We start from the raw sequence: 22977 nt of genomic DNA, 5'->3' as shown, positions 1-22977 counted from the left end.
TCCTCCCAGTTTTCACCAAATCTTTCGATTGGTTCATTATACGAACCATTGGTTTGAATTTAGATTGACAGCCCACCTGGTTATCTGTCAACAAAATTGCATCGCGGGTGCGTCTTTTTCAGGAAACACCGGCCGCCAAGACCAAACAGGGAGCACGGGCAAGCGCATGGGAACGGTATCCAAAGCCTTGTCATTACTGACGTATTTCAATCACGGCCGGACCGGGATAGGGCTCAGCGACCTCACGCGCCTGTCCGGCATCAACAAGGCAACCGTCTACCGGCTGATGAGCGAGCTGCAGGAATCAGGCTTTGTCGAACAGACCGATGGCGACCGAATGTACCGGCTGGGCCCGCAGGTTCTGCGCCTCGCAGCCCTGCGCGAGGCAGCGGTGCCGATCCTGTCGGTCTCCCGCCGGGTGCTGCGCGACCTCAGCGACGAGACCGGCGAGACCACCCATCTGTCTCTGCTGCAAGGCGGCCAGCTGAACTCCCTGTCGCATGCCTACTCCCCCCGCAATGCCACCAAGGTGATGATGGAGGACGCCGAGGTGCTGACCTTTCACGGCACCAGTTCCGGAATGGCGGTGCTGGCTTATGCCGACCCAGCCTTCGCCGAGGAGGTGCTGTGCCAGCCGCTTGAGGCCCGCACCCCCGAAACAATCACCGACCCGCAGGAAATCCGCGCCCAATTGGGTGAAATCCGCAGCACCGGCATTGCCCAGTCGATCGGCGGCTTCGAGGCGGATGTGCATTCCCACGCAGTCCCCGTCTTTGGCCCTGACCGCAAGGTGATCGGCGCGCTGGCCGTTGCCGCGCCGGTTTCCCGCATGAGCGCGGAACAGAAACAGCTGATCCCGGCGACCCTGCGCCGCGCGGGCGCCACCCTCACCCATCGCATCGGCGGCTCTGCCCCCGCGGACTATCCGCAGGACGACACCGCCTGAACCCTTCACCGGCCCGGTCCGGGCCGCATCCAGGAGCTGCCCCCATGAAAGACTCCAATTTCCTGAAAGAGCATAACGCAAAGTCCCTCTGGCACCCGATGGCGCATCCCGGCGACAGCCTGGCCAACCCGCCCGCCATCATCACCTCCGCCCAAGGGGTGAAGATCACCGATATCGACGGGCATGAGGTGGTCGATGCGGTCGGCGGCCTGTGGAATGTGAACCTCGGCTTCTCTTGCCAGCCGGTGAAGGACGCAATTGCCGCGCAGCTCGATGTGCTGCCCTACTACTCTACCTTCCGCGGCACCACCAATGACCAGGTAATCCAACTGGCCGAGGAGCTGCGCAAGTTCTTCGCGCCCGACGGGCTGACGCGCGCGTTTTTCACCTCCGGCGGCTCGGATTCGGTGGAAAGCGCACTGCGGCTCGCGCGCCAGTACCACAAGATCCGCGGCGAGGAAGGCCGCACCAAGTTCCTGAGCCTCAAGAAGGGCTACCACGGCACCCACATGGGCGGCGCCTCGGTGAACGGCAATGCCAATTTCCGCACCCAGTACGAGCCTCTGCTGCCCGGCTGCCACCACATCCCGGCCCCCTACACCTACCGCAACCCGTTCAACGAAACAGATCCGGAGCGGCTGGCCCAACTCTGCCTGCAGGCGCTGGAAGATGAGATCGCCTTCCAGGGGGCAGGCACCATCGCCGCCTTCATCATGGAGCCGGTCCTGGGCGCAGGCGGGGTGATCCCGCCGCACAAGAGCTTCATGCCCGGGGTGCGCGAGATCTGCACCAAGCACGGCATCCTGCTGATCGCGGATGAGGTGATCACCGCCTTCGGGCGCACCGGATCGTGGAGCGGTTCCCGCCACTGGGGCGTGCAGCCCGACATGATGGCCACCGCCAAGGCGATCACCAACGGTTACTTCCCCTTTGGCGCGGTGATGATCGCGGACCACATGACCGAGACCTTCGAGAAGGACACCACGGGCAAGGCGGCCATCGGCCACGGCTACACCTATTCCGGCCACCCGGTCGGCGCCGCCGCCGCCCTGGCCTGCCTTGCGGAAACCCAGCGCCTGAACGTGCCGGAAAACGCCGCCGCCCGCGGCAGCCAGATCCACCACGGCCTGCTGGCGCTGCAGCAGAAATTCGAGCTGATCGGCGACGTCCGCGGCGGCCACGGCCTGATGTGCGCGCTGGAGCTGGTGTCCGACCGCGCCACCAAGGCAGCCGTGGACAAGAAGACCATCGGCAAGCTGCAGGAGGTCGCCTATGAGGCCGGCGCGATGGTGCGGGTCTCCGGCCCCAACATCATCCTGTCGCCGCCGCTGGTGCTGAGCGAGTCGGAGGCGGACACCATCCTCTCCGCCCTGAACGCAGGCTTTGCTGCAGTGAGTTGACGCCAGCGCCTAACGCAACCGCGCCCGGGCCGCCAGGTCCGGGCGCCACCAGATGCCATGGCGGGCCCGCGCCTCCGGCGGCGCCGCTGGCGCGGCGCGGCAGCGTGATACGGAAACAGGTGCAGCTGCCGCAGCCGCGCCTGCTGAAGGAACTTCCGAATACTGCGGACTTCAGCCCTCCGGCACCTCCAGCACCAGCCCGTCCAGGTCCGGATGTGTTTCGATCTGGCAACTGAGGCGGCTGGTCTCCCGCCTGTCTGCCACCAGATCCAGCATGGCGTCCTCGAACTCCCCCGCCACACCGCATTTCACGGCCCACTCCGGGTCCACATAGACATGGCAAGTGGCGCAGGCGAGGCAGCCGCCGCACTCACCCGCGATGCCCGGCACATCATGGGCCAGCGCCGCTTCCATCAGGCTCTGGCCATAGCCCACCGCCGCCGTTACGGCTTCGCCGCCCGGCAGCTTCCAGGTTACGTTCACGTTTCCCTCCCGCGGGCAGTCAGATGAAATGCACGTAGAAGTCGCGCATCCCGTCACCTTCCAGGTCACGGGTCTTGCGCACTTCCTTACGCTTCATGAAGACGTGGTTGGCCACCAGCTCAGGCCCGACCGCATCTGCCAGCGCGGTGTCCCGTTCCAGGTCATTCATCGCCCCCTTCAGGTCCACCGCCGTGCCCTCGCGCGCATCGGTGCGGTCGAAGCCGTCGCCGGTCTCCATCGGCGGCAGCTGGTAGGCGTTCTCGACCCCCAGCCGCGCCGCCTGCAGCACCGATGCCACCGCCGTGTAGGGATTGGCCGAGGCATCCGCCGTCCGGTGCTCCAGCCGCGCCTTGGCGCCGCCTTCCGAGCTGATCCGCGTGGTCACGTTGCGGTGGTCGCCGCCCCAGTTCTGCCAATAGCCCGACAATGAGCCCGGCTGCAGCCGCATGTAGCTGTTGGCCGTGGGTGCAATCAGCCCTGCCAGCCCCTTGTGGTGATGCAGCAGCCCCGCCAGGCAGCCGCGCGCCAGATCGTTCATATGCTCCGGCCCGCCCCGCGGCCCCGCGGACAGCGCATTGCCGCCCGCCTGGTCCAGGAAGGAGAAGTTGATGTGCATCCCCGATCCTCCGGCCTCAGCCACCGGTTTCGGCATGAACGTCAGCACGATGCCGTATTCCAGCGCCACCTCCCGCGCCATCAGGCGGAACAGCACGATGTCATCCACCGCCTTCACTGCGTCATCAAAGGTCAGCGTGTATTCGAACTGCGGGCTGTCGAACTCGGCGGTGATCATGTCGAGCGAAAAGCCCATGTCATCGGCCATCGCCCAGATCCGGTCGTTGAAGCGCAAGGGATCGGCAAAGGGGCCGGTGCCATAAACCACCCCGCCCGGCGCGTCATAGGGCATCAGCCGCCCTTGCTCATCCGCCTGCAGGGCAAAGGCCTCCAGCTCGATCCCGACCTTCGGCATCAGCCCATGTTTCTGCCAATCAGCAACTGCCCGCTTCAGCGCCCAGCGCGGGCACAGCGCCAGCGGCTCGCCTTCATCGTCATACAGATCTCCCAGAACCACCTTGGTCGAGGCATGCCAGCTGTCGCGGATATCGTCATGCAGCCATTTCAGCTCCATATCCGGAAGGCCCTGCTTCACCATTGAACCCGGCGCATCCAGCAGATCCTTGTCGTAATGAGTGCCAAAGACCGACCGGCAAAAACGCGTGCTGCCATCCCCGATCTTGGAATTGGGCAGATACTTCCCCCGCATGATGCTGAGGTGGTCGCAGAACATCGCGCGCAAGCGGGTCTTCATGGCTCAAGGTCCTTCCCTGCTGGACAGTCTTCGGCAGCGTTTTCCCGTGCCTTTTTGCTTAACATATTTAGCGGTTTTCGCAGAGTCTTTCCTGCGGGGAGGCCCGGCCTCTATGCAGCCTGCACCCTGACCGGCAACTCCTTGATGCCGCCAACGAAGTTCGAGCGCAGAAATTTATGCGGCCCGGCAGCCTCGATATGCCGGATCCGCTTAGCCAGTTCCTGAAACAGCACCGTGACCTCCAGCCGCGCCAGCCACATGCCGAGGCAGACATGCGGTCCGAACTGGCCGAACGACAGATGACGGTTCGGGCTGCGGTGCAGATTCACGTGAAATGGATCGTCGAACTGCGACTCGTCCCGGTTGGCCGAGACAAACCAGTACAGCACCTTGTCGCCCTCGCGGATGGTCTTGCCATGCATTTCCACATCCCGCGTCGCGGTGCGGCGGAAGTAGAGCGCAGGCGTTGCCCAGCGGATGATCTCATCCGCCGCGGTGTCCCAGACCTCGCCGCCCTCCTGCATCTGCGCCAGCAGCTCCGGCTGGTGGCACATCGCCTGGATGCCCGCGGCAATCGAATAGCGCGTGGTGTCATTGCCCGCCGCCACCAAGAGGCAGAAGAAATTCCGGAACTCGGTCTCGGTGATCACAGAGCCGTCCTTGGCCGGCTCCAGGATCAGGTTCAGCACGCCCGAGGTATCGCCCTTGCGCGCCTTCTCCTCCATCAGCTCCTTGGCATAAACGTACAGCTCCGCTCCGGCAGGCGAGTTGAAGGGCATCATCCGGAATTCATCCGTCTGCATCTTGTCCAGCACATGGGAGGTGAAGTCCGGGTCCGTGTTGGCGATCAGTGCATCGCCCTTTTCCACCAGCCAGGGCAGATCCGCCTCCGGCAGGCCCACCACCCGGCCCAGCATCCGCATCGGCAGCTGGCGGGCGATCTCCTTGGTGGCGTCAAACTCTCCCTTGGCCAGCGCCTGATCCAGAATGTCCGCACAGAGGTCGCGGATATCCTGCTCATACTGCGCCATCGTGGTCTTGGAGAAGGCCTTCAAGAGTTTCATCCGCACCTTGGAATGCTCCGGTGGGTCGGTTTCCTGAAAAGTGCGCCGCGCCAGATATTCCTCGTAGGATTGGTCCTCCATCCGGATCCCGCGGGCGGAGGAAAATACCTCGGTGTTCTTGTTCATCACCGTGATGTCCTCATAGCGGGTGACCGACCAGAAATTCTTGCCGCCCGCGTATTCGGTCCAGTGCAGCGGGTCCTCACGCCGAAGCCGGGCAAAGGTGTTGTGCGGCGCGCCACTGGCAAAGGCATCGTGGCTGCTCAGATCCGCATGGCCGTCGTCCGTCGGGGTCCAAACTGTCATTGCGGGCTTCCCTATCTAGCTTGCTAAATGTATATTAATGAGGAGCATAAATATGTAAAATGAAATCTTGCGAGCCTTCTCATGCACTTGGCCATCCTGATGACCAACACCGACGAAAGCGAATTCGCCCAAAGGCACCCCAAGGACGGTGAGAAATTCACCGATTTGATCCAGATGGCGCGGCCTGATTGGCGTGCTTCGGTGTTTGCCGTGAAGGACGGCGTGTTCCCGGAGGACCTCTTTGCCTTTGACGGCGCGATGATCACAGGCAGCCCCGCCTCTGTCCGCTCCGGCGCGCCTTGGATCACGCAACTGCTGGAGCTGATCCGCGCAGCGCACGCCCGCCATTTCCCTCTGTTCGGCGCCTGTTTCGGCCATCAGGCCATTGCCCTGGCGCTTGGCGGCAGCCTGGACCGCAACACCAATGGCTGGGTCCACGGCCTGACCCGCAACCGGCTGCTGCACCGCCCGGATTGGGCCGCGGCCCTGCCGGATGAAATCAAGCTCTACGGCTCCCACTGCGAATGCGTCAGCACACTGCCGGATGACGCAACTCCCTTCAGCAGCAGAGATGGCATCAACACGGGCTTCACCTTGGGCCGCCACATTTTCACTACCCAGCACCACCCGGAGATGACCCATGACTTCATCCTCGCGCTCAGCGAGGAAATGCGGGAAGACCTTGGCCCGGCTGTCCATGCCCGCGCCTTAAACAGCCTGGCAGACCATTCCGATCAGCAAGCTTTTGCGGAAAGCCTCGCGCGCTTCTTCGAACTGGCCTCGCGCCCTGCCTCTGCCGCTTCTTCTTTGTAAAAATACTCGCGCCGCAGGCACGGGGCCGTCAGGCCCCGTTCAGCTCCGCATCAGCCCAGCGCCGCCAGCAGATCCATCACCGTGACCTGATCGAACTGTACATGCGCGATCATCGCCGCTTCCGCACCTTCCCGGTCATGGGCAAGTATCAGAGCAGCAATCTCGCGGTGCTCCTTGGCGGATCGCGCAATGACACCGGGATAGCGGTAGCGCGCCCGGTAATAAGCCATCAGCTTGCGCGCGTTGGTCTTGATCATCTCAACCAGGAACGGATTGCCGGAGCCTTCCGCCACGCAGGCATGAAACCGCAGGTTCAGCTGGTAATAGCCGGCCGGATCGCCATCCCCTTTCTCCTCGGCATGCTTCTCGCAGGCTGTTACAGCCGCCTCCAGCTCCTTGGCTTGCGCTGGAGACAAGCGCCGCGCCGCCAGCGCCGCCGCCTGCCCCTCGAGCCGGGCATGCACTTCGAGGATCGCCAGGAACTCTTCCAGGGTCGGCTTGAACAGCACCGCGCCCTTGCGCGGCAGGCGCTTGATCAGTCCGATGGCTTCCAGCTGGATGAAGGCTTCGCGTACCGGCGTGCGGGACACCCCGTGGCGCTCCACCAGCTCGCTTTCCTCCAAGGGCGCGCCAGGCACCAGCCGTCCAGCTTCGATATCCTGAAGGATCGCGTTCAGAACCTGTTCCGTCTGACCTGCCATTGCTCCGCCTGCTTTACCGGTCCGGACACCCTAAGAGCCTGCCCGCGCGTTGGCAACGCGGGTTGGGGGCGCTGCCCCCGCCCTTCGGGCTCCCCCGGAGTATTTTTGCAAAGGTGAATATACAGAGCGGTTATCGCGGCACCGGGCCGCGGTATTTTTCCGTCAGGTCCGGCGCTACCTCATCCGCCTCATAGACGCCCAGCAGAATGCCCTTGCGCCCGGACTTGCCGCGGCGCGCCTTGATCTGCGCATCCGACAGGGTGATCCGCTGCGACATCCTGAGGCCCCATTCCAGCAGCCGGTCATACATCAGATCGATGATCTCCTGATGGGCGCCGCCCTTGGCCAGATCCACCAGCTCCTGCGGGTCATTCTCCATGTCAAACAGCATCGGCCGCAGCCCGCCCTCGGCATGCATGAACTTCCAGCGCTTGTCCGTGACCATGAACAGGCGCGCGTCCTTCGGCTCCAACCCCAGCTTTTCGCACAGCGGCATGGTGGAATAGTCGAACTCCGCAACCGCATAGTCCCGCCACTTGGGGCTTTCGCCGCGCAGGAACGGCGTCAGAGAGCACCCTTCCAGGATATGCGGCGCAGGCTCGCCGCCCGCGGCCTCCAGGAAGGTCGGCAGCAGGTCGATCGCCTCCACCAGCGCATCGCAAGCGGTGCCGCGGGTGGCATCGGCCTGCGGGCGCGGGTCGAAGATGATCAGCGGCACCTTGATCGACGGCTCATGGAACAGGTTCTTCTCCCCCAGCCAGTGATCTCCAAGGTAGTCGCCATGGTCCGAGGTCACCACGATCATCGTGTCCTGCATCCGTCCGGTCTCCTCCAGCCAGGCAAACAGGCGGCCCATCTGGTCATCGGCCTGTTTGATCAGCCCCATATAGGCGGGGATTACTTTTTCCCGCACCTCATCGCGGCTGAAGGTCTTGCCGATCTGATTGTTCATCATGCCGTCGAACACAGGGTGCGCGTCTTCGCGCTCTGCCTCCGAGCGCACCGCCGGCAGCACATGCTCCGGCCCGTACATATTGTGATAGGGCGCGGGCACGATATAGGGCCAATGCGGCTTGATATAGCTGAGATGCGCGCACCAGGGGCCATCCGCCTGGGCGATGAACTCCATCGCCTGGGTGGTGAGCCAGGGGGTTTCGCTGTCTTCCTCGGCAATGTTGGCAGGTTTGTCGGCATTGACCATGAACCAGCCGGAGGCGATGTCATTTCCTTCGATCCCGGCATTGGCGAAGTCGTTCCACGGGTTTTCGCCCGGGTAGCCCTTGGCTTTCAGGTATTCGTTATAGGGGCTGCGCTTGGTGTCATAGAAGCCGTCCGGCCCTTCCGCCCACAGCCCGTCATCGCGGACCCAGGGGTCAAAGCCGCATTCCGACTGGCGCACGCCGATCACGCTGTCCGGCGCCAGTCCCAGCCGCTGCATGCCCTCGGCATCCGCCACCATATGCGTCTTGCCGATCAGGTGGCAGCCCATCCCCGCCTTCCGCAGATGGTCGCCCATGGTCCATTCGCCCACCCGCAGCGGGTAGCTGTTGAACTGCACCCCGTGGCTGGAGGGGTAGCGCCCGGTATAGCTCGACATCCGGGACGAACCGCAAGTGGGCGACTGCACATAAGCGCGGGTGAAGCGCACGCCCTTTGCGGCCAGCCCGTCGATATGCGGGGTGTGCAGATGCGGATGGCCCGCGCAGCTCAGGTAATCGAACCGCAACTGGTCGAACATGATGTAGAGAATGTTCATCGGCGCCTCCCGCACAGTGCTGCGGCATTATTAAACAAGTGAAGCAACCTTGACGAGGACATTTCCTTGACTGCCCCGCAAGAGCCGCGGATTAGTGGAGCGCATTGTGAAACCGATTTAGAATACCATCATGACCCCGGCATTCCCCGCTGTTTCCCTACGGCCCGCAACCGAAGACGATTGCGCCAGCCTGGCTGCCCTGTCCATCGAGGTCTGGCTGGGCACATATTTATTTAACGGCATCAACAGGGTCTTCTCAGAATACCTGCTGGTCACTTACACGCCGGGACATTTCTCCAAAGCCCTGCAAAACCCTGCGGAACACCTGATCGTTTCGCAAAACCAGGAAGGTATCGACGGTTACATCCGTATCAGCCACGGCAGGCCGAGCCCGGCCGGCGGGCCCTCCCGAACAGAGATTTCGACGCTCAACGTTCAGCCCCGGCATCAGGGCAAAAGCATCGGACGGGATCTTCTGGCTGCCGGGCTGCAGACGTGCCGGTCAAAGGCATGGGACGCCCCGTGGCTTGCGGCCAACCCGCAGAACCAGCGCGCCATCGCCTTTTATCTCCGGCACGGCTTTGAACCGGCGGGACTGACCCACTTCCAGATCCAGGACAACCGGTACCCGAACGAAGTTTTGCAGTACTGCGGCAGCTGGCCCCCTGCAGAAACCTGAGACCAGCCGCTCCCGCCCGTCGTCAGCCTTTCTGCGGTGTGACTTCCAGCAGCAGCTGCCCGGCTTGAACCTGCTCGCCTGGGCGCCCCGCAACCGCCGCAACGACACCCGGTGCCTCCGCCCGGATTTCATGCTGCATCTTCATTGCTTCCACCACCGCAAGACGGCTGCCCGCGGCGACCCTGTCGCCTTCCGCCACGCAGACCTCCCGGAGCAGCCCATGCATCGGCGCAACAACCTGCCCGGCTTGCCCGGCGGCATCCCTCACAGCTGACGCCCGCAGGCGGGTGGCCGAGAAGATCCGCGCGCCGGTTGCCACCTGCAACGTATCGCCCTCCAGATGCCAGGACCGCAGATCCGCCCGCCTGCCGTCAACCCGCAGGCCGCGGCCTCCTCCCATCACGCTATGCTGCCAGCCCCCGCTGGTCACATTCAGCTGCCCCGGTTCTTCGCGGACTTGAAGCTTTTGGGTTTCGCCGTTGCACTCCAGGCGCACAGCGGACTGCAGGCTGCCCCGGCTCGACCAGCCCAGCAGTTCCGGCGTCACGCCGCCAGCCGCCGCGGCGCACCGCCGCTGTTCCGCGCGGAAGATCAGCGCTGCCGCCAAAGCCGTGTCACTGGAGGGCATATGCCCATCCAGCCCGTCCGGGAAATGGCTGGCAATGAAATCGGTGGCGGTACTCCCAGCGGCAAACTCGGGATGCACCAGCACCTGCAGCAGGAAGTCCCGGTTGCACGCCGGCCCGAACAGCACACAGTCCCGCAGAGCTGCCACCAGCCGCTGCCGCGCCTCCTCCCGGGTGCGGCCATGCGCAATCAGCTTGGCCAGCAGCGGGTCATAGAAAGCAGAGACATCCTGCCCCGCCGCGATCCCGCCATCCACCCGGATGCCATCGCCGCCGGGGGGCTGCCACTGCGCGATCCGGCCGGCCTGCGGCAGGAAGCCCTGCACCGGATCCTCCGCGTAGAGCCGCACCTCGATGGCGTGACCTTCCAATTGCACGTCGTCCTGCGCCAGCCCCAGGGGCTCTCCCCGCGCCACCCGGATCTGCATCTCCACCAGGTCCAGCCCGGCAATCATCTCCGTCACCGGATGCTCCACCTGCAGCCGGGTGTTCATCTCCAGGAAATGGAACGCCCCGCCCTGATCCAGCAGGAACTCGACCGTACCCGCCCCCTGGTAGCCGATGGCCTGCGCAGCCTTGACCGCCGCCGCCCCCATCCGGGCGCGCAAGGCGCTGTCCACCGCCGGGCTTGGCGCCTCCTCCACCACTTTCTGATGCCGGCGCTGGACAGAACAATCGCGCTCCCCCAGATGGATCACCTGGCCCTGGGCGTCACCAAACACCTGCACCTCCACGTGGCGCGGACGCAGCAGGGCCTTTTCCAGGATTACCTGATCCGAGCCGAAGGCCGCCTGCGCTTCGCTGCGGGCCAGTTGCAAGGCGGCGTTGAAATCCGCCGCCTGCCGCACCAGCCGCATCCCCTTGCCGCCGCCGCCCGCGGCCGCCTTGATCATCACCGGGAAGCCGATGCGGTCCGCCTCCGCCGACAGCACACCCGGTGCCTGATCCGCGCCTTCATAGCCGGGCATGCAAGGCACACCCGCCGCAATCATCTTGCGCTTGGCGGCGGCCTTGTTGCCCATCAGGGCAATCGCTTCGGGAGACGGGCCAATGAAGACCAGCCCGGCGGCTGCACAGGCGCGGGCGAATTCCGCGTTTTCAGACAGGAAGCCATAGCCCGGATGCACCGCCCCTGCCCCCGCCTCCCTGGCGGCGGCGATGACCTTGTCTACTGCAAGGTAGCTGTCCGCCGCCGGGCCTTCGCCGATGCAGATGGAGACATCGGCAAAGGCAGCATGCGGGCTGGCAGCATCCGCTTCGGTATAGACCGCAACGCTTTTCAGCCCCATCGCCCGCGCCGTGCGCATCACCCGCAGTGCGATCTCGCCGCGGTTCGCCACCAGGATCGTGTCAAAACTGCTCATCCCGCCCCCGTCAGATCCGCGCCACGCCAAAGCTGTTGGGGTTGAGAACCCGCGCACGGGCCTCCAGGCAAGTCTGCAGGCAGTAGCCGATCACCCGGCGGGTATCGCGCGGGTCGATCATCCCCATGTCCAGCACCCGCCCCGAGGTATAGAAGGCGTCCGACTGACCGTCGAAATGCGCAGTGATCTTTGCGCGCTGCGCCGCCAGCCGCGTCTCGTCCGGTTCCGCCCCCTTGCGCTCTGCCGCGCGCCGGGCGACCTGCTCCATCGTCAGCGCAGCCTGTTCGCCGCCCATCACTCCGGTCGTTGCATTGGGCCAGGTGAACAGGAAATCGGCCCCGAATGCATAGCCGCACATGCCGTAATTTCCTGCTCCAAAGCTCGCCCCGATGTAGAGAGCGATCTTCGGCACCCGCAGATTGGTCACGGCCTGTATCATCTTGGCACCGTGCTTGATCATCCCCGCCCGTTCAGAGGCGGTGCCGACCATGTAACCGGTGGTGTTGTTCAGAAAGACCACCGGCGTGCCGGTCTGGTCCATTGCCTGCAGGAAATGCGTGGCCTTGGCCGCCCCGTCCGGGTCCAGCGGGCCGTTGTTGCCGAGGAGGCCAACCGGCTGCCCCATGATCCGCGCGTGCAGGCAGACCGTGGCCGGACCGAAGCCCGGCTTGAACTCGCGCAAGTCCGAGCCATCGGCGATCCGCGCCGCCACTTCGCGCATGTCGTAGGGCTTGCGGTAATCCACCGGCACCACGCCGGCGATCTCGTCAGGCTGCAGTACAGGTTCAGCGTAATCCGGCAGCGCGGGCGCGCGCGGCTTCCAGCCCAGCCCGGCCACCACCTCGCGGGCGATTTCGATGCCATGGGCGTCATCTTCGGCCAGATACTCGACCAGCCCGGTGGTTGCGGCATGCATCTCTGTGCCGCCAAGCTCAGCGTCCTGCGCCACCTCGCCGGTGGCCGCCTGCACCAGCGCGGCGCCTGCCAGCATCGCCATGCCGTTGCCCTTGACCCCGATCACGTAGTCCGACAGCCCCGGCTGATAGGCCCCGCCTGCAGTCGAGGCGCCATGCAGCACCGTGATCACAGGATTGCCCGCCGCCGACAGCCGCGCCAGCCCTGCAAACATACCGCCGCCATGCGCCCACAGCTCCACCGTATAGCGCATCAGATCGGCACCGGCGCTTTCCACCAGGTGGATGAAGGGCAGCTTCTGCCGCTCGGCGATGGCGATCGCGCCCAGCGCCTTGTCCACCGACTTTTGCGTCATCGCACCCGCATTGATCCCGGCATCATCGGCAAACACCATCGCCCGCACACCCTCGACATAGCCAATGCCAAGGATGATCGACGCGCCGGGGACCGAGGTCTCCGGGTCCGGGTCATCAACCAGGTAGGAGGCCATGTTGTAGAGTTCCAGGAACGGCAGCCCCGGATCCAGCAGCGCCGAGACCCGCTCCCGCGGTGACAGCTGCCCGCGCTTGTCGAAGACCGGGCGGCGTTCTTCGGATTTCGCCGCTGCACGGGCCTCCAGGGCGCGCATCCGGTCCACCAGCGCCAGCATGTCCTGGCGGTTTTGCACGAAATCTTCGCTGTCCGGGCTGATTTTGGTCTGGAAAACTGTCATTGCCCGCTCCCGCAGCCAGCCCGGCAAAGCCGGGCAGCGTCCGTCCCGCCCCCCACGGGGCGGGCGCTTCTCGCCCACCCCGCCGGGCCGGGCGCTGCCCTCAGTGATCTGACGCGGTGTCCCGCCATTCTCAAAACTCCTCCAGCAAGTCCGCGTCCACCCGCACCGGGGCCGCCAGCAGCAATTGCGCATAGCCCTTGGCCTGCGGGTCGTTGCGCAGGGAGGACGTGCCGCCGCCGCCCAGCGCGCCGTGCAGCAGGATGTTCATCGACAGGCTTCCCGGCAGATAGAACCGCTCCATCCGCCCGTCCCAGAAGTGCCCGAACACCCGGCGCAGATGGGCCTCGTCCAGCGCCTCCCAGAGCCAGGGCATCAGGTCCGGCCTGCGCGCGATCACCCCGATATTGGCAATGTCGCCCTTGTCGCCGCTGCGCGCCCAGGCCAGGCGGATCAGCGGCACCTCCGCCACTCTTTCCGCTTTTGGCACTGATGGCGGCGCGGGCGGCTCCACCGCCTGCAGCGGGACACCTGCGGCCGACCGCACCGCACTGCCGCCCGCCGCATCCTGCACCATCACCGGCACCTGCGCCTTGGGCAGCAGACAGGAGAACAGCGCCAGCACCGGCGACGGCTTGGGCCGGGCACCCGCAAATCCGCTGAGACCCGGCGGCGCCGACAGGCCCAGACCGACGGCCTCCTTCAGGAACACCCCCACCCCGCGCGCCTCCGGGTGGCGGACCGCGATCTTGGCCGCCACCTCCCGCGCGGCCTCGCTCTGCCGCAGCCCGCCGAACTGGCTTTCGCTGCCGATCAGCTCAATGCTCACATCGGTGAAATCCGGCAGCTTCATCCCGTGCAGCGCATCCCGCGACCGGGCCAGCACCGCCTTGGCAAAGGCTTGCGCCTTGGCCTCGGCGTCAAGGCCATAGAAGGTGAAGTAATGGCCGCTGCGGAAGCCATCCTGCCAGGTCATGCAGGTCTTATACGCATCCGGCACCCCGCGCCCTCTGGCGCCTGCCACCCGCACCCGGTCCGGCCCGGCCTCCGTCAGCGTGACGCCGGAGAAATCGCACACCGCATCCGGCAGCACATAGGCCTGCGGATCGCCGGTCTCATAAAGCAGCTGCTCCGCCACTGTCGCACGGGAGACCAGCCCGCCGGTGCCCGCAGGCTTGGTCACATCGAAGGAGCCATCCTCGCGGACCTCCGCAACCGGATAGCCGATTCCGGCCATGCCCTCGGCCGCCTGCTGCCAATCGGTGAAATTGCCGCCGGTCGCCTGCGGCCCGCATTCCAGGATATGGCCCGCCAGGCTGCCGCCTGCCAGCTGGTCCAGCTCCGCCGCTCCCCAGCCGAAGTGGTGAATGCAAGCCCCCAGCGTCACCGCGCTGTCCACGCAGCGCCCGGTCACCACGATATGCGCGCCCCGGTCCAGGGCCGCGGCAATCGGGAAAGCCCCAAGATAGGCGTTGATGCTGGCAATCTTCTGCAGCGGCGGGAACGGCGCGCCTGTGAACATGTCCTTCGGCGCAGCCGCCGCCAGCTCTGCAACCCGCCCGAGCAAGTCATCGCCCGCAACCACCGCCACCTGCAAACCCAGCCCCTGGGCTTCAATCTCCTGCCGCAGGGCCGCGGCGCAGGCTTCCGGGTTCACCCCGCCCGCGTTGGAAATAACCCGCACCCCCTGCCGCGCAATCTCTGTCAGGTTCGGCGCCATCGCCGCCGTCACGAAATCGGTCGCATAGCCAGCCTGTGGGTCCTTTGCACGGGCCCGCGCCAGCACCGCCATGGTGATTTCGGCCAGGTAGTCGTAGACGAGGAAATCCATCCCCCCCGCCGCCAGCAGCTGCGGCGTGGCCAGGGAGGCTTCCCCCCAGAACCCGGCTGCGCCGCCTATGCGCAGAACCTGTGGCATTGCTCCTCCCTCCGGCCGCCGCCCGTTTCACAGCATACACGGATTTGCCCGCAGACGCCGGGCCGCTGCCACCAGCCTGGCTGCCAAGGCCCTGGCTTCGCAACAGTAACCCCGCGTTCCCTGCCGCGCCCCCCGCGCTCCGCCTCACGGACGCGTTACAAAATTTCCAAAGGTGAAAGTTTCAGGTTACATTTCACTTGCCGCGAATCATCTTCCATCGTAATACCGACCCAACGGTCGGCTTTTCCTGCCGCCGCCACAGGAGACGCGAACACCCATGGATGCTTTCATCTGCGATGCCACCCGCACCCCGATCGGCCGCTACGGCGGCGCGCTGAGCCAGGTGCGTACCGATGACCTTGCCGCCCTGCCGATTGCCGCGCTGGCCGCGCGCAACCCGGATGTGGATTGGGGCTCCCTCGACGATGTGATCTTTGGCGACGCCAACCAGGCCGGTGAAAGCAACCGCAACGTGGCCCGCATGGCCGCCCTGCTGGCGGGCCTGCCCACCACCGTTCCGGGCACCACCATCAACCGCCTCTGCGCCTCCGGCATGGATGCGGTCGGCATGGCGTCGCGCGGCATCAAGGCCGGCGATTATGACATGGCCATCGCCGGCGGCGTCGAAAGCATGTCCCGCGCGCCCTTCGTGATGCCCAAGGCCACCTCCGCCTTTACCCGCGCCAACGCGGTTTATGACACCACCATCGGCTGGCGCTTCGTGAACCCGAAGATGGAAAAGATGTACGGCACCGACTCGATGCCGCAGACCGCCGACAACGTGGCCGAGGACTATGGCGTCTCCCGCGAAGATCAGGACGCATTCGCTGCCCGCAGTCAGGCCCGCTGGGCCGCCGCGCATGAGGCCGGCATCTTCAAGGACGAGATCATCCCGGTCACCATCCCCCAGCGCAAGGGCGATGACATCGTGGTGGACACCGACGAACACCCCCGCCCCGGCACCTCGGCTGAGAAGCTGGCGGGTCTCAAGGGCGTCAACGGCCCGGACAAGACCGTGACAGCCGGCAACGCCTCGGGCGTGAACGACGGCGCCGCGGCGATCCTGATGGCGAATGAGGCCGCTGCTGCCAAGAACGGCCTGAAACCGATGGCCCGCATCGTCGGCATGGCCGCCGCAGGGGTCGAGCCGCGCATCATGGGCATCGGCCCGGTGCCCGCTACCCGCAAGGTTCTGGCCCGCACCGGCCTCAGCATCGAACAGATGGACGTGATCGAACTGAACGAGGCCTTCGCGTCCCAAGGTCTTGCCACCCTGCGCGAACTTGGCGTTCCGGACGATGCGCCCCATGTTAATCCCAACGGCGGTGCGATTGCACTGGGCCACCCGCTCGGCATGTCCGGCGCGCGGCTGGTGCTGACCGCCGCCTACCAATTGCAGCGCACCGGCGGGCGGTATGCCCTGTGCACCATGTGCGTCGGCGTCGGTCAGGGCACCGCCCTGATCCTCGAACGCGTGTAACGAAACCCTGAGGAGGTCCCAGACATGTATGCTCAGATGATCAAATCCGAAGCGACCCAGGACGATCCGGAAAAGCTTGCGGCCTTCCAGGCGCGCATTGACGCGGGCGAGAAGATCGAGCCCAAGGACTGGATGCCCGAAGGCTACCGCAAGACGCTGATCCGCCAGATCGGCCAGCACGCGCATTCGGAAATCGTCGGCCAGCTGCCCGAAGGCAACTGGATCACCCGCGCCCCCACACTGGAGCGCAAGGCAATCCTGCTCGCCAAGGTGCAGGATGAGGCAGGCCACGGCCTCTACCTCTACTGCGCGGCGGAAACCATGGGCGTGTCGCGCGACGAACTCACCGAGATGCTGCTCGACGGGCGCATGAAGTATTCGTCGATCTTCAACTACCCGACGCTGAACTGGGCCGACATCGGCGCGGTGGGCTGGCTGGTTGACGGCGCCGCGATCATGAACCAGGTGCCGCTGCAGCGAACCTCCTTCGGCCCCTATTCCCGCGCGATGATCCGTATCTGCAAGGAAGAGAGCTTCCACGCCCGCCAGGGGTTCGACGCCATCCGCAAGATGGCCGAGGGCACGCCCGCGCAGAAGAAAATGGCGCAGGATGCGGTCAACCGCCTCTGGTTCCCGGCGCTGATGATGTTCGGGCCTTCCGACAAGGACTCGGTCCATTCCGCCCAGTCGATGAAATGGAAGATCAAGATCAACACCAATGACGAGCTGCGCCAGAAATTCGTCGACCAGACGGTGCCGCAGATCGAATTCCTCGGCCTCGACCTGCCGGATCCTACCATCAAGTGGAACGAGGAGCGCGGCCATTACGACTACAGCGACCCGGATTGGAGCGAGTTCTTTGACGTGATCCAGGGCAACGGCCCCTGCAACGTGGACCGCCTCGCCGCCCGCAACAAGGCCTGGGACGACGGTGCCTGGGTCCGCGACGGCCTGCTCGCCCACGCCAAGAAGAAGGCCGCGCGCCAGCACGCCGCCGAGTAACCCCAAGCATTCCGGCGCTCCGCCCCCTATCGGGACCCGGCGCAGCGCCCCCTCAGCCAGGAGGATTTGAGACATGAAAAACGAATGGCCCCTCTGGGAAATCTTCATCCGCGGCCAGCACGGCATGAGCCACCGCCACGTCGGCTCCCTGCATGCGCCGGACGCCGAGATGGCGATCAAGAACGCCCGCGACGTCTATACCCGCCGCAACGAAGGCGTGTCGATCTGGGTGGTGGAAGCAAACCACATCTCCGCCTCCTCGCCCAGCGACAAGGGTCCGCTCTATGAGCCGTCCGAGTCGAAGGTCTACCGCCACCCGACCTTCTTCGACATCCCCGAAGAAGTGGGGGCAATGTAATGACCCGCGAAAAGGCATTTACCCAGTTCCTGCTGCGGATGGGGGACAACACCCTGATCCTCGGCCACCGGGTCAGCGAATGGTGCGGCCACGCGCCGGTGCTGGAAGAGGACATCGCGCTGGCCAACACCGCGCTTGACCTGATCGGCCAGACCCAGATGTGGCTTGGCCTCGCGGGTGAGGTGCAGGGCGAAGGCAAATCCGCCGACGACCTCGCCTTCCTGCGCGACGCTTGGGATTTCCGCAACGTGCTGCTGTGCGAGGTGCCGAACGGCGACTTCGGCCGCACCCTGATGCGCCAGTTCCTGTTCGACGCCTGGCATTCGATCCAGCTGGGCCGGCTGATGAAATCCTCGGACGAACGGGTTGCCGCGATTGCCGAGAAGGCCTCGAAAGAAGTGGCCTATCACCTGGAGCGTTCCGCCGACACGGTAGTGGGCCTGGGCGACGGCACCGAGGAAAGCCACCGCCGGATGCAGGAGGCGCTGGACTATCTGTGGCCCTATGTGGGCGAGATGTTCCAGTCGGACGAGACCGACGCCGAAATGGTCAAGGCGGGTATCGCACCCGACCCGGCGTCCTTGCGCGAAGAATACGACGCGCTGATCTCCCGCATCCTGGGCGACGCGACGCTGACCATCCCGGACAGCAGCTTTGCCCACAAGGGCGGCCGCACCGGTGCGATGCATACAGAGCACCTGGGCCACCTGCTGACCCAGATGCAATGGCTGCAGCGCGCCTATCCCGGCGCCAAGTGGTAAGGCCACGGCCGAAGAACTGAGGGCATCGCCCGTCCGGCAGGGCGGGCAGGAAACTCCCGCCTCGTGGGAGGCTGGACGGGTGTTGCCCGGCGCACTGCCGGGCAGAACAGCCAATGAGGGTAACCGCATGAGCCAAGTGACAACTCAGCCAAGCACTGACCAGATCTGGGAGTGGCTCGACGCCGTGCCGGATCCGGAAATCCCGGTCATCTCGGTCGTCGATCTCGGCATCGTCCGCGGCGTGGAATGGCAGGGCGGAACCCTGGTTGTTTCCGTTACCCCGACCTACTCGGGCTGCCCGGCGACCTCGATCATCAGCCTCGATATCGAGACTGCGCTTCGCAGCAAGGGGATCGAGAACCTGAAGATCGAAACCCGGATCTCCCCCGCCTGGACCACCGACTGGCTGTCGGAAAAGGGCCGCGCCAAGCTAGAGGAGTACGGCATCGCCCCGCCTCAGCCCGCGGGCGGACCGGAAAAATGCCCGAATTGCGGCAGCAAAAATGTCACCAAGGTCAGCCAGTTCGGCTCGACCCCCTGCAAGGCCCACTGGCGCTGCCAGGACTGCCTCGAACCTTTTGATTATTTCAAGTGCATCTGAGGAGACCCTGATGGCGCGCTTTCACGACCTCGAAGTCACCGACGTCCGCAAGACCATCCGCGATGCGGTGGTTGTTACCCTGAAGCCCGCAAATGGCGCGGCTGAGGAGTTCGATTTCACCCAGGGCCAGTACCTGACCTTCCGCCGCGACTTCGATGGCGAGGAGCTGCGCCGCAGCTACTCGATCTGTGCAGGCCGTGACGAAGGCATCCTGCAGGTCGGCATCAAACGCGTCGACGGCGGCGCGTTCTCGACCTGGGCCAACACCGAGCTGAAGGCCGGCGACACCCTGCAGGCCATGGCGCCGATGGGCACCTTCTTCACCCCGCTCGATGCGGCGGCCGAGAAAAACTACCTGGGCTTTGCAGGCGGCTCCGGCATCACACCCGTCCTGTCGATCCTCAAGACCACGCTGGCCGCCGAGCCGAAATCTTCCTTCACGCTGGTCTATGCCAACAAGGGCGTGAACACTATCATGTTCCGCGAGGAGCTGGAGGATCTGAAGAACCTCTACATGGGCCGCTTCAACGTGATCCATATTCTGGAGTCGGATGCACAGGAAATCGACCTGTTCACCGGCCTGGTCACAGAAGAGAAATGCGCCCAGCTGTTCAAACATTGGATCGACATCGAAAACGTGGACACCGCTTTCATCTGCGGCCCGGAGCCGATGATGCTGGGCATCGCCGCCGCGCTGCGCAATGCAGGGCTTGAGGACAGCCAGATCAAGTTCGAACTGTTCGCCTCCGCCCAGCCGGGCCGCGCCAAGCGCAAGGCCACCGCAACAGATGCGGCCAGCAGCGCCAATCAGACCAAGGCTGCCATCACCCTGGACGGCGCCACCCAGACCATCGAGATGGGCAAGGACATGACCCTGCTGGATGCGGCGCTGGAAAACGCGATGGACGCGCCTTATGCCTGTAAGGCGGGGGTCTGCTCCACCTGCCGCTGCAAGGTGCTGGAAGGCGAGGTCGAAATGGTCGCGAACCACGCGCTGGAGGATTACGAGGTCGAAAAAGGCTATGTACTGTCGTGCCAAGCCTACCCGGTGACCGACAGCGTCGTCGTGGACTACGATCAGTAAGGGAATTTCAAATACCGGTTAGCCCGGAGTTTTCAGGGAGGACGTTTCATGTCCGAAGAGATGAGCATCACAAGCTATCTGGCCCAGGGCGGGGTTCTGACCAACCCGTCCAACGTGCCGCCGCGCTACCGCGCCGAGCTGATGAAACTGATGGCAACCTTCGTGGACAGCGAACTGGCCGGGGCCGCGGGCTTTGCCGACATCATCAACGAAGGCCCCGGCATCAAGGCCCGCATCGCCGCGGCGCGTATTGTTCTGGAAAAGACCGACCACGCGGAAAAGGTGCTGCGGATCATGGGTGACTTCGGTGCCGACACCGAGCGCTATGCCGACCACCACCCCTGGACCGCGCGGCTGGAACGGGACGCCGACATTGGCCAGAGCCGGACCAAGCACGACATGCGGCTGGCGGTGTTCAACTACCCGCTGGAAGGCTGGGCCGATGCGGTAGTGATGAATCTCCTGATGGGCCGTGCGGTGGTGCTGCAGCTGGAGGAGCTGAGCCATGTGTCCTACCAGCCGCTGGCCGAAGCCTTCCGCGCCATCCTGCCGGTAGAGACCCGCCACGCGGAGCTGGCCGAAGAAGGGCTGATGGCGCTGGTCGAGGCCCAGGGCACCGATGGCCTGCAGGAACTGGCAGGCTACTGGTGGCCGCGGGTCGCGGCGAGCTTTGGCCAGGAGGCTTCGGAGAAATTCGAAGGTCTGAAGGCCATGGGCCTGCGCCGCACTCCGAATGCGGATCTGAAGACCCGCTGGCAGCAGGACGCCGCCGCGATTCTGGACAAGGCCGGGCTGCAGACGCCTGCGTAACCTCCGCAAGCAGCAAGCTCCCGCCCGGGCCAGCACGCATCACAGATGCGCTTGCCCGGTTGGGCCCGGCGCGCCTGGCGGCGCGCGGGCCTGTGCCGCCAGGGCTTCGGCTGTGCAACGGCACAGGGTCCAGGTGCGGCCCTGCGCAATGGTGTTGCCGGGCTGAAGCCCCCATAGTCCGGGTAACGGCACATGGAGGCAGCAATGAACACCAGCACGGTAAAACTCCCCGCAGGCACTGGCATCGGGCATGTGCACCTGAAGGTCTCGGACCTGGGCCGTGCGATCGGGTTCTACAGCGGTGTGCTGGGCTTTGAAGTAACCCAGCGGCTGGGCACTTCCGCCGCCTTCCTGTCGGCGGGCGGCTATCACCACCACATCGGCCTCAACACCTGGCACTCCAAGGGCGGCCCTGCCCCGGCGCCGGACATGACCGGGCTTTATCATACCGCCATCCTGCTGCCGGACCGCCAGAGCCTGGCCTCCGTGCTGCGGCGGGTGCTGGCGGCGGGCATCGAACTGGAGGGCGCGGCCGACCACGGGGTGTCCGAGGCGCTCTATCTGCGCGATCCCGACGGCAACGGGGTGGAGCTGTACCGCGACCGGCCGGAGGCGGAGTGGCCGCGCGAGCGTGATGGCAGCCTGGCGATGGGAACTGCCCCACTGGACGTGCGGGCCTTGCTCGCAGAGGTTGAGTAGGTCAGCCCTGCTGTCCGAATGTTTCGCGCGCGAAACAATTGGACAGGCATACTGACCTTTACCCTGCACCTCCACCAGCTGCGGCAGGCGCAATCACGCAGCCTGCACAACTGCGGGACGCGGCCTCTCCGGCGCCTGCGCAGACGGATGCTCCGGGGAAAAAGGTCTGGACGGCTGACCTTTCTCTGCCTACCCTTTCCCCCGCACAAGACGAGGATAAAACTATGGCTGCGGGCACCAGCATACGGACGTATTTCAATGGCAGCTGGCACGACGGCGACCTGGCTGTGATGCGCGCGGCGGATCATGCGATGTGGCTGGGGTCCTCGGTATTCGATGGCGCGCGCTTCTTTGACGGGGTGACCCCGGATCTGGACCTGCACTGTGCCCGCACCAATGCCTCGGCAGAGGCGCTGCTGATGACCCCCACCCACTCAGTTGAGCAGATGGTGGAACTGATCCGCGAGGGTCTGGAAGGGTTTGCCCCCGGCTCCGCCGTCTATATCCGGCCGATGTACTGGGCCGCCGATGGTGACGGGACCCTGATTGCCCCGGACCCGGACAGCACCCGCTTTGCCGTCAGCCTGGAGGAAATCCCGATGGCGCCGGACACGGCCGCCGCGACGCTCACCCGCACCCGCTTCCGCCGCCCGGTGCTGGAGAACGCGGTGGTGAACGCCAAGGCCGGCTGCCTGTATCCCAACAACGCCCGGATGCTGCGGGAGGCCCGCAGCAAGGGGTTCACCAATGCGCTGGCGCTGGATGCCATGGGCAATGTGGCGGAGACCGCCACCACCAATGTCTTCATGGTGCGTGATGGCGAGGTCTTTACCCCGATCCCCAATGGCACCTTTCTGGCCGGCATCACCCGCGCCCGCCACATCGTGAACATGCGCGCCGATGGCATCAAGGTGCATGAATGCGTGCTGGGGTATCAGGATTTCGAGACCGCTGACGAGATCTTCCTCTCCGGCAACATGAGCAAGGTGACACCCGTCACCGCGTTCGACGCGTGCCGGTATCAAACAGGCCCCGTCGCCAAGCGGGTGCGTGAAATGTACTGGGACTGGGCCCGCAGCCAGACGTAACGCAGGGCCCGGTACCACCCGCAGGGGCTCCCGCCCGCTCCGGGCCTTTGTGCCAAAGGCCCTTGCACGGTTGGGCATGGCACCGTGCCTGCGCACGGTGCCGGG

21 protein-coding genes are annotated in these 22977 nt (G+C 65.1%); 13 read left to right on the top strand and 8 right to left on the bottom strand.

The genetic code is table 11. The features are described 5' to 3' along the window. The first annotated feature begins 166 nt into the window (after positions 1–166). Together ACFMBG_RS03850 and ACFMBG_RS03845 are read left to right on the top strand one after the other, a co-directional pair. Complete coding sequence (locus ACFMBG_RS03850) at positions 167–946, top strand: IclR family transcriptional regulator (RefSeq protein ID WP_421053411.1); 780 nt, start codon at positions 167–169, stop codon at positions 944–946. Between the two features lie 44 nt (positions 947–990). Further along, positions 991–2346, top strand: coding sequence for an aspartate aminotransferase family protein (locus ACFMBG_RS03845; RefSeq protein WP_421053410.1), 1356 nt, complete (start codon positions 991–993; stop codon positions 2344–2346). Between the two features lie 171 nt (positions 2347–2517). Here ACFMBG_RS03845 and ACFMBG_RS03840 read toward each other — a convergent pair whose 3' ends face one another. The 3 genes from ACFMBG_RS03840 to ACFMBG_RS03830 form a co-directional block, all read right to left on the bottom strand. After that, complete coding sequence (locus tag ACFMBG_RS03840; RefSeq protein ID WP_421053409.1) at positions 2518–2829, bottom strand: 2Fe-2S iron-sulfur cluster-binding protein; 312 nt, start codon at positions 2827–2829, stop codon at positions 2518–2520. Positions 2830–2848: 19 nt separating this feature from the next. Then, a complete protein-coding gene (locus ACFMBG_RS03835) occupies positions 2849–4138 on the bottom strand; it encodes a type I glutamate--ammonia ligase (protein ID WP_421053408.1) in 1290 nt (429 codons plus the stop codon). A gap of 110 nt (positions 4139–4248) precedes the next feature. Beyond that, positions 4249–5508, bottom strand: coding sequence for a cytochrome P450 (locus tag ACFMBG_RS03830; RefSeq protein ID WP_421053407.1), 1260 nt, complete (start codon positions 5506–5508; stop codon positions 4249–4251). An 81-nt stretch (positions 5509–5589) separates the two neighbouring features. Here ACFMBG_RS03830 and ACFMBG_RS03825 point away from each other — a divergent pair, with 81 nt between their 5' ends. Continuing rightward, a complete protein-coding gene (locus ACFMBG_RS03825; protein WP_421053406.1) occupies positions 5590–6321 on the top strand; it encodes a type 1 glutamine amidotransferase in 732 nt (243 codons plus the stop codon). A 50-nt stretch (positions 6322–6371) separates the two neighbouring features. Here ACFMBG_RS03825 and ACFMBG_RS03820 read toward each other — a convergent pair whose 3' ends face one another. Both ACFMBG_RS03820 and ACFMBG_RS03815 read right to left on the bottom strand, forming a co-directional pair. Further along, positions 6372–7022 carry a GntR family transcriptional regulator gene (locus tag ACFMBG_RS03820; protein ID WP_421053405.1) on the bottom strand — a complete coding sequence of 217 codons (651 nt, stop codon included), beginning with the start codon at positions 7020–7022 and terminating at the stop codon, positions 6372–6374. A gap of 130 nt (positions 7023–7152) precedes the next feature. Continuing rightward, complete coding sequence (locus tag ACFMBG_RS03815; protein ID WP_421053404.1) at positions 7153–8778, bottom strand: sulfatase-like hydrolase/transferase; 1626 nt, start codon at positions 8776–8778, stop codon at positions 7153–7155. Between the two features lie 130 nt (positions 8779–8908). Between ACFMBG_RS03815 and ACFMBG_RS03810 the strand changes: the two genes are divergently transcribed. Next, the gene (locus ACFMBG_RS03810; RefSeq protein ID WP_421053403.1) at positions 8909–9457 is read left to right on the top strand and encodes a GNAT family N-acetyltransferase; all 549 of its coding nucleotides are present in this window, start codon (positions 8909–8911) and stop codon (positions 9455–9457) included. 22 nt (positions 9458–9479) lie between these two features. Here the strand turns inward: ACFMBG_RS03810 and ACFMBG_RS03805 are convergent, their stop codons facing one another. From ACFMBG_RS03805 to ACFMBG_RS03795, 3 genes are all read right to left on the bottom strand, one after another. Continuing rightward, complete coding sequence (locus ACFMBG_RS03805) at positions 9480–11447, bottom strand: acetyl-CoA carboxylase biotin carboxylase subunit (RefSeq protein WP_421053402.1); 1968 nt, start codon at positions 11445–11447, stop codon at positions 9480–9482. Between the two features lie 10 nt (positions 11448–11457). Beyond that, positions 11458–13074 carry an acyl-CoA carboxylase subunit beta gene (locus ACFMBG_RS03800; protein WP_421053401.1) on the bottom strand — a complete coding sequence of 539 codons (1617 nt, stop codon included), beginning with the start codon at positions 13072–13074 and terminating at the stop codon, positions 11458–11460. Between the two features lie 130 nt (positions 13075–13204). Then, on the bottom strand, positions 13205–14989 hold the full coding sequence (locus ACFMBG_RS03795; protein ID WP_421053400.1) for an acyclic terpene utilization AtuA family protein: 1785 nt from the start codon (positions 14987–14989) through the stop codon (positions 13205–13207). A gap of 277 nt (positions 14990–15266) precedes the next feature. Here ACFMBG_RS03795 and pcaF point away from each other — a divergent pair, with 277 nt between their 5' ends. The 9 genes from pcaF to ACFMBG_RS03750 all read left to right on the top strand — a co-directional run bounded on the left by pcaF (position 15267) and on the right by ACFMBG_RS03750 (position 22872). Next, complete coding sequence (gene pcaF / locus ACFMBG_RS03790; protein WP_421053399.1) at positions 15267–16469, top strand: 3-oxoadipyl-CoA thiolase; 1203 nt, start codon at positions 15267–15269, stop codon at positions 16467–16469. A gap of 24 nt (positions 16470–16493) precedes the next feature. Further along, positions 16494–17471, top strand: a complete 978-nt coding sequence (gene paaA / locus ACFMBG_RS03785) for a 1,2-phenylacetyl-CoA epoxidase subunit PaaA (protein ID WP_421053398.1) — start codon at positions 16494–16496, stop codon at positions 17469–17471. A gap of 73 nt (positions 17472–17544) precedes the next feature. Further along, on the top strand, positions 17545–17829 hold the full coding sequence (gene paaB, locus ACFMBG_RS03780; protein ID WP_008562338.1) for a 1,2-phenylacetyl-CoA epoxidase subunit PaaB: 285 nt from the start codon (positions 17545–17547) through the stop codon (positions 17827–17829). Then, entirely contained in the window at positions 17829–18590 is a 762-nt protein-coding gene (gene paaC / locus ACFMBG_RS03775; RefSeq protein ID WP_421053397.1) for a 1,2-phenylacetyl-CoA epoxidase subunit PaaC, read from the top strand. The genes paaB and paaC overlap by 1 nt, the downstream gene beginning before the upstream one ends. Positions 18591–18717: 127 nt before the next feature. Continuing rightward, positions 18718–19191, top strand: a complete 474-nt coding sequence (paaD, locus tag ACFMBG_RS03770; protein WP_421053396.1) for a 1,2-phenylacetyl-CoA epoxidase subunit PaaD — start codon at positions 18718–18720, stop codon at positions 19189–19191. A 10-nt stretch (positions 19192–19201) separates the two neighbouring features. Beyond that, a complete protein-coding gene (paaE, locus tag ACFMBG_RS03765) occupies positions 19202–20275 on the top strand; it encodes a 1,2-phenylacetyl-CoA epoxidase subunit PaaE (protein ID WP_421053395.1) in 1074 nt (357 codons plus the stop codon). A 48-nt stretch (positions 20276–20323) separates the two neighbouring features. After that, entirely contained in the window at positions 20324–21085 is a 762-nt protein-coding gene (locus ACFMBG_RS03760) for a Phenylacetic acid catabolic protein (RefSeq protein ID WP_421053394.1), read from the top strand. 204 nt (positions 21086–21289) lie between these two features. Then, positions 21290–21784 (top strand): VOC family protein, encoded by a 495-nt coding sequence (locus ACFMBG_RS03755; RefSeq protein ID WP_421053393.1) that lies wholly within the window; start codon positions 21290–21292, stop codon positions 21782–21784. A gap of 224 nt (positions 21785–22008) precedes the next feature. After that, positions 22009–22872, top strand: a complete 864-nt coding sequence (locus tag ACFMBG_RS03750) for a branched-chain amino acid aminotransferase (protein ID WP_421053392.1) — start codon at positions 22009–22011, stop codon at positions 22870–22872. Positions 22873–22977 lie beyond the last annotated feature (105 nt).

The sequence above is a fragment of the Leisingera coralii genome (genome assembly GCF_049056525.1).
In the GTDB taxonomy this organism is placed as follows: domain Bacteria; phylum Pseudomonadota; class Alphaproteobacteria; order Rhodobacterales; family Rhodobacteraceae; genus Leisingera; species Leisingera coralii.
The sequence above is the reverse complement of the archived record's forward strand: the minus strand, read 5'-3'. Positions and strand labels throughout refer to the sequence as shown.

Coding starts and splice junctions, on each gene's coding strand:
- ACFMBG_RS03850 (WP_421053411.1), top strand. CDS start 167: ATGGGAACGGTATCCAAAGCCTTGTCATTACTGACGTATTTCAATCAC.
- ACFMBG_RS03845 (WP_421053410.1), top strand. CDS start 991: ATGAAAGACTCCAATTTCCTGAAAGAGCATAACGCAAAGTCCCTCTGG.
- ACFMBG_RS03835 (WP_421053408.1), bottom strand. CDS start 4,138: ATGAAGACCCGCTTGCGCGCGATGTTCTGCGACCACCTCAGCATCATG.
- ACFMBG_RS03830 (WP_421053407.1), bottom strand. CDS start 5,508: ATGACAGTTTGGACCCCGACGGACGACGGCCATGCGGATCTGAGCAGC.
- ACFMBG_RS03825 (WP_421053406.1), top strand. CDS start 5,590: ATGCACTTGGCCATCCTGATGACCAACACCGACGAAAGCGAATTCGCC.
- ACFMBG_RS03820 (WP_421053405.1), bottom strand. CDS start 7,022: ATGGCAGGTCAGACGGAACAGGTTCTGAACGCGATCCTTCAGGATATC.
- ACFMBG_RS03815 (WP_421053404.1), bottom strand. CDS start 8,778: ATGAACATTCTCTACATCATGTTCGACCAGTTGCGGTTCGATTACCTG.
- ACFMBG_RS03810 (WP_421053403.1), top strand. CDS start 8,909: ATGACCCCGGCATTCCCCGCTGTTTCCCTACGGCCCGCAACCGAAGAC.
- ACFMBG_RS03805 (WP_421053402.1), bottom strand. CDS start 11,447: ATGAGCAGTTTTGACACGATCCTGGTGGCGAACCGCGGCGAGATCGCA.
- ACFMBG_RS03800 (WP_421053401.1), bottom strand. CDS start 13,074: ATGACAGTTTTCCAGACCAAAATCAGCCCGGACAGCGAAGATTTCGTG.
- ACFMBG_RS03795 (WP_421053400.1), bottom strand. CDS start 14,989: ATGCCACAGGTTCTGCGCATAGGCGGCGCAGCCGGGTTCTGGGGGGAA.
- pcaF (WP_421053399.1), top strand. CDS start 15,267: ATGGATGCTTTCATCTGCGATGCCACCCGCACCCCGATCGGCCGCTAC.
- paaA (WP_421053398.1), top strand. CDS start 16,494: ATGTATGCTCAGATGATCAAATCCGAAGCGACCCAGGACGATCCGGAA.
- paaB (WP_008562338.1), top strand. CDS start 17,545: ATGAAAAACGAATGGCCCCTCTGGGAAATCTTCATCCGCGGCCAGCAC.
- paaC (WP_421053397.1), top strand. CDS start 17,829: ATGACCCGCGAAAAGGCATTTACCCAGTTCCTGCTGCGGATGGGGGAC.
- paaD (WP_421053396.1), top strand. CDS start 18,718: ATGAGCCAAGTGACAACTCAGCCAAGCACTGACCAGATCTGGGAGTGG.
- paaE (WP_421053395.1), top strand. CDS start 19,202: ATGGCGCGCTTTCACGACCTCGAAGTCACCGACGTCCGCAAGACCATC.
- ACFMBG_RS03760 (WP_421053394.1), top strand. CDS start 20,324: ATGTCCGAAGAGATGAGCATCACAAGCTATCTGGCCCAGGGCGGGGTT.
- ACFMBG_RS03755 (WP_421053393.1), top strand. CDS start 21,290: ATGAACACCAGCACGGTAAAACTCCCCGCAGGCACTGGCATCGGGCAT.
- ACFMBG_RS03750 (WP_421053392.1), top strand. CDS start 22,009: ATGGCTGCGGGCACCAGCATACGGACGTATTTCAATGGCAGCTGGCAC.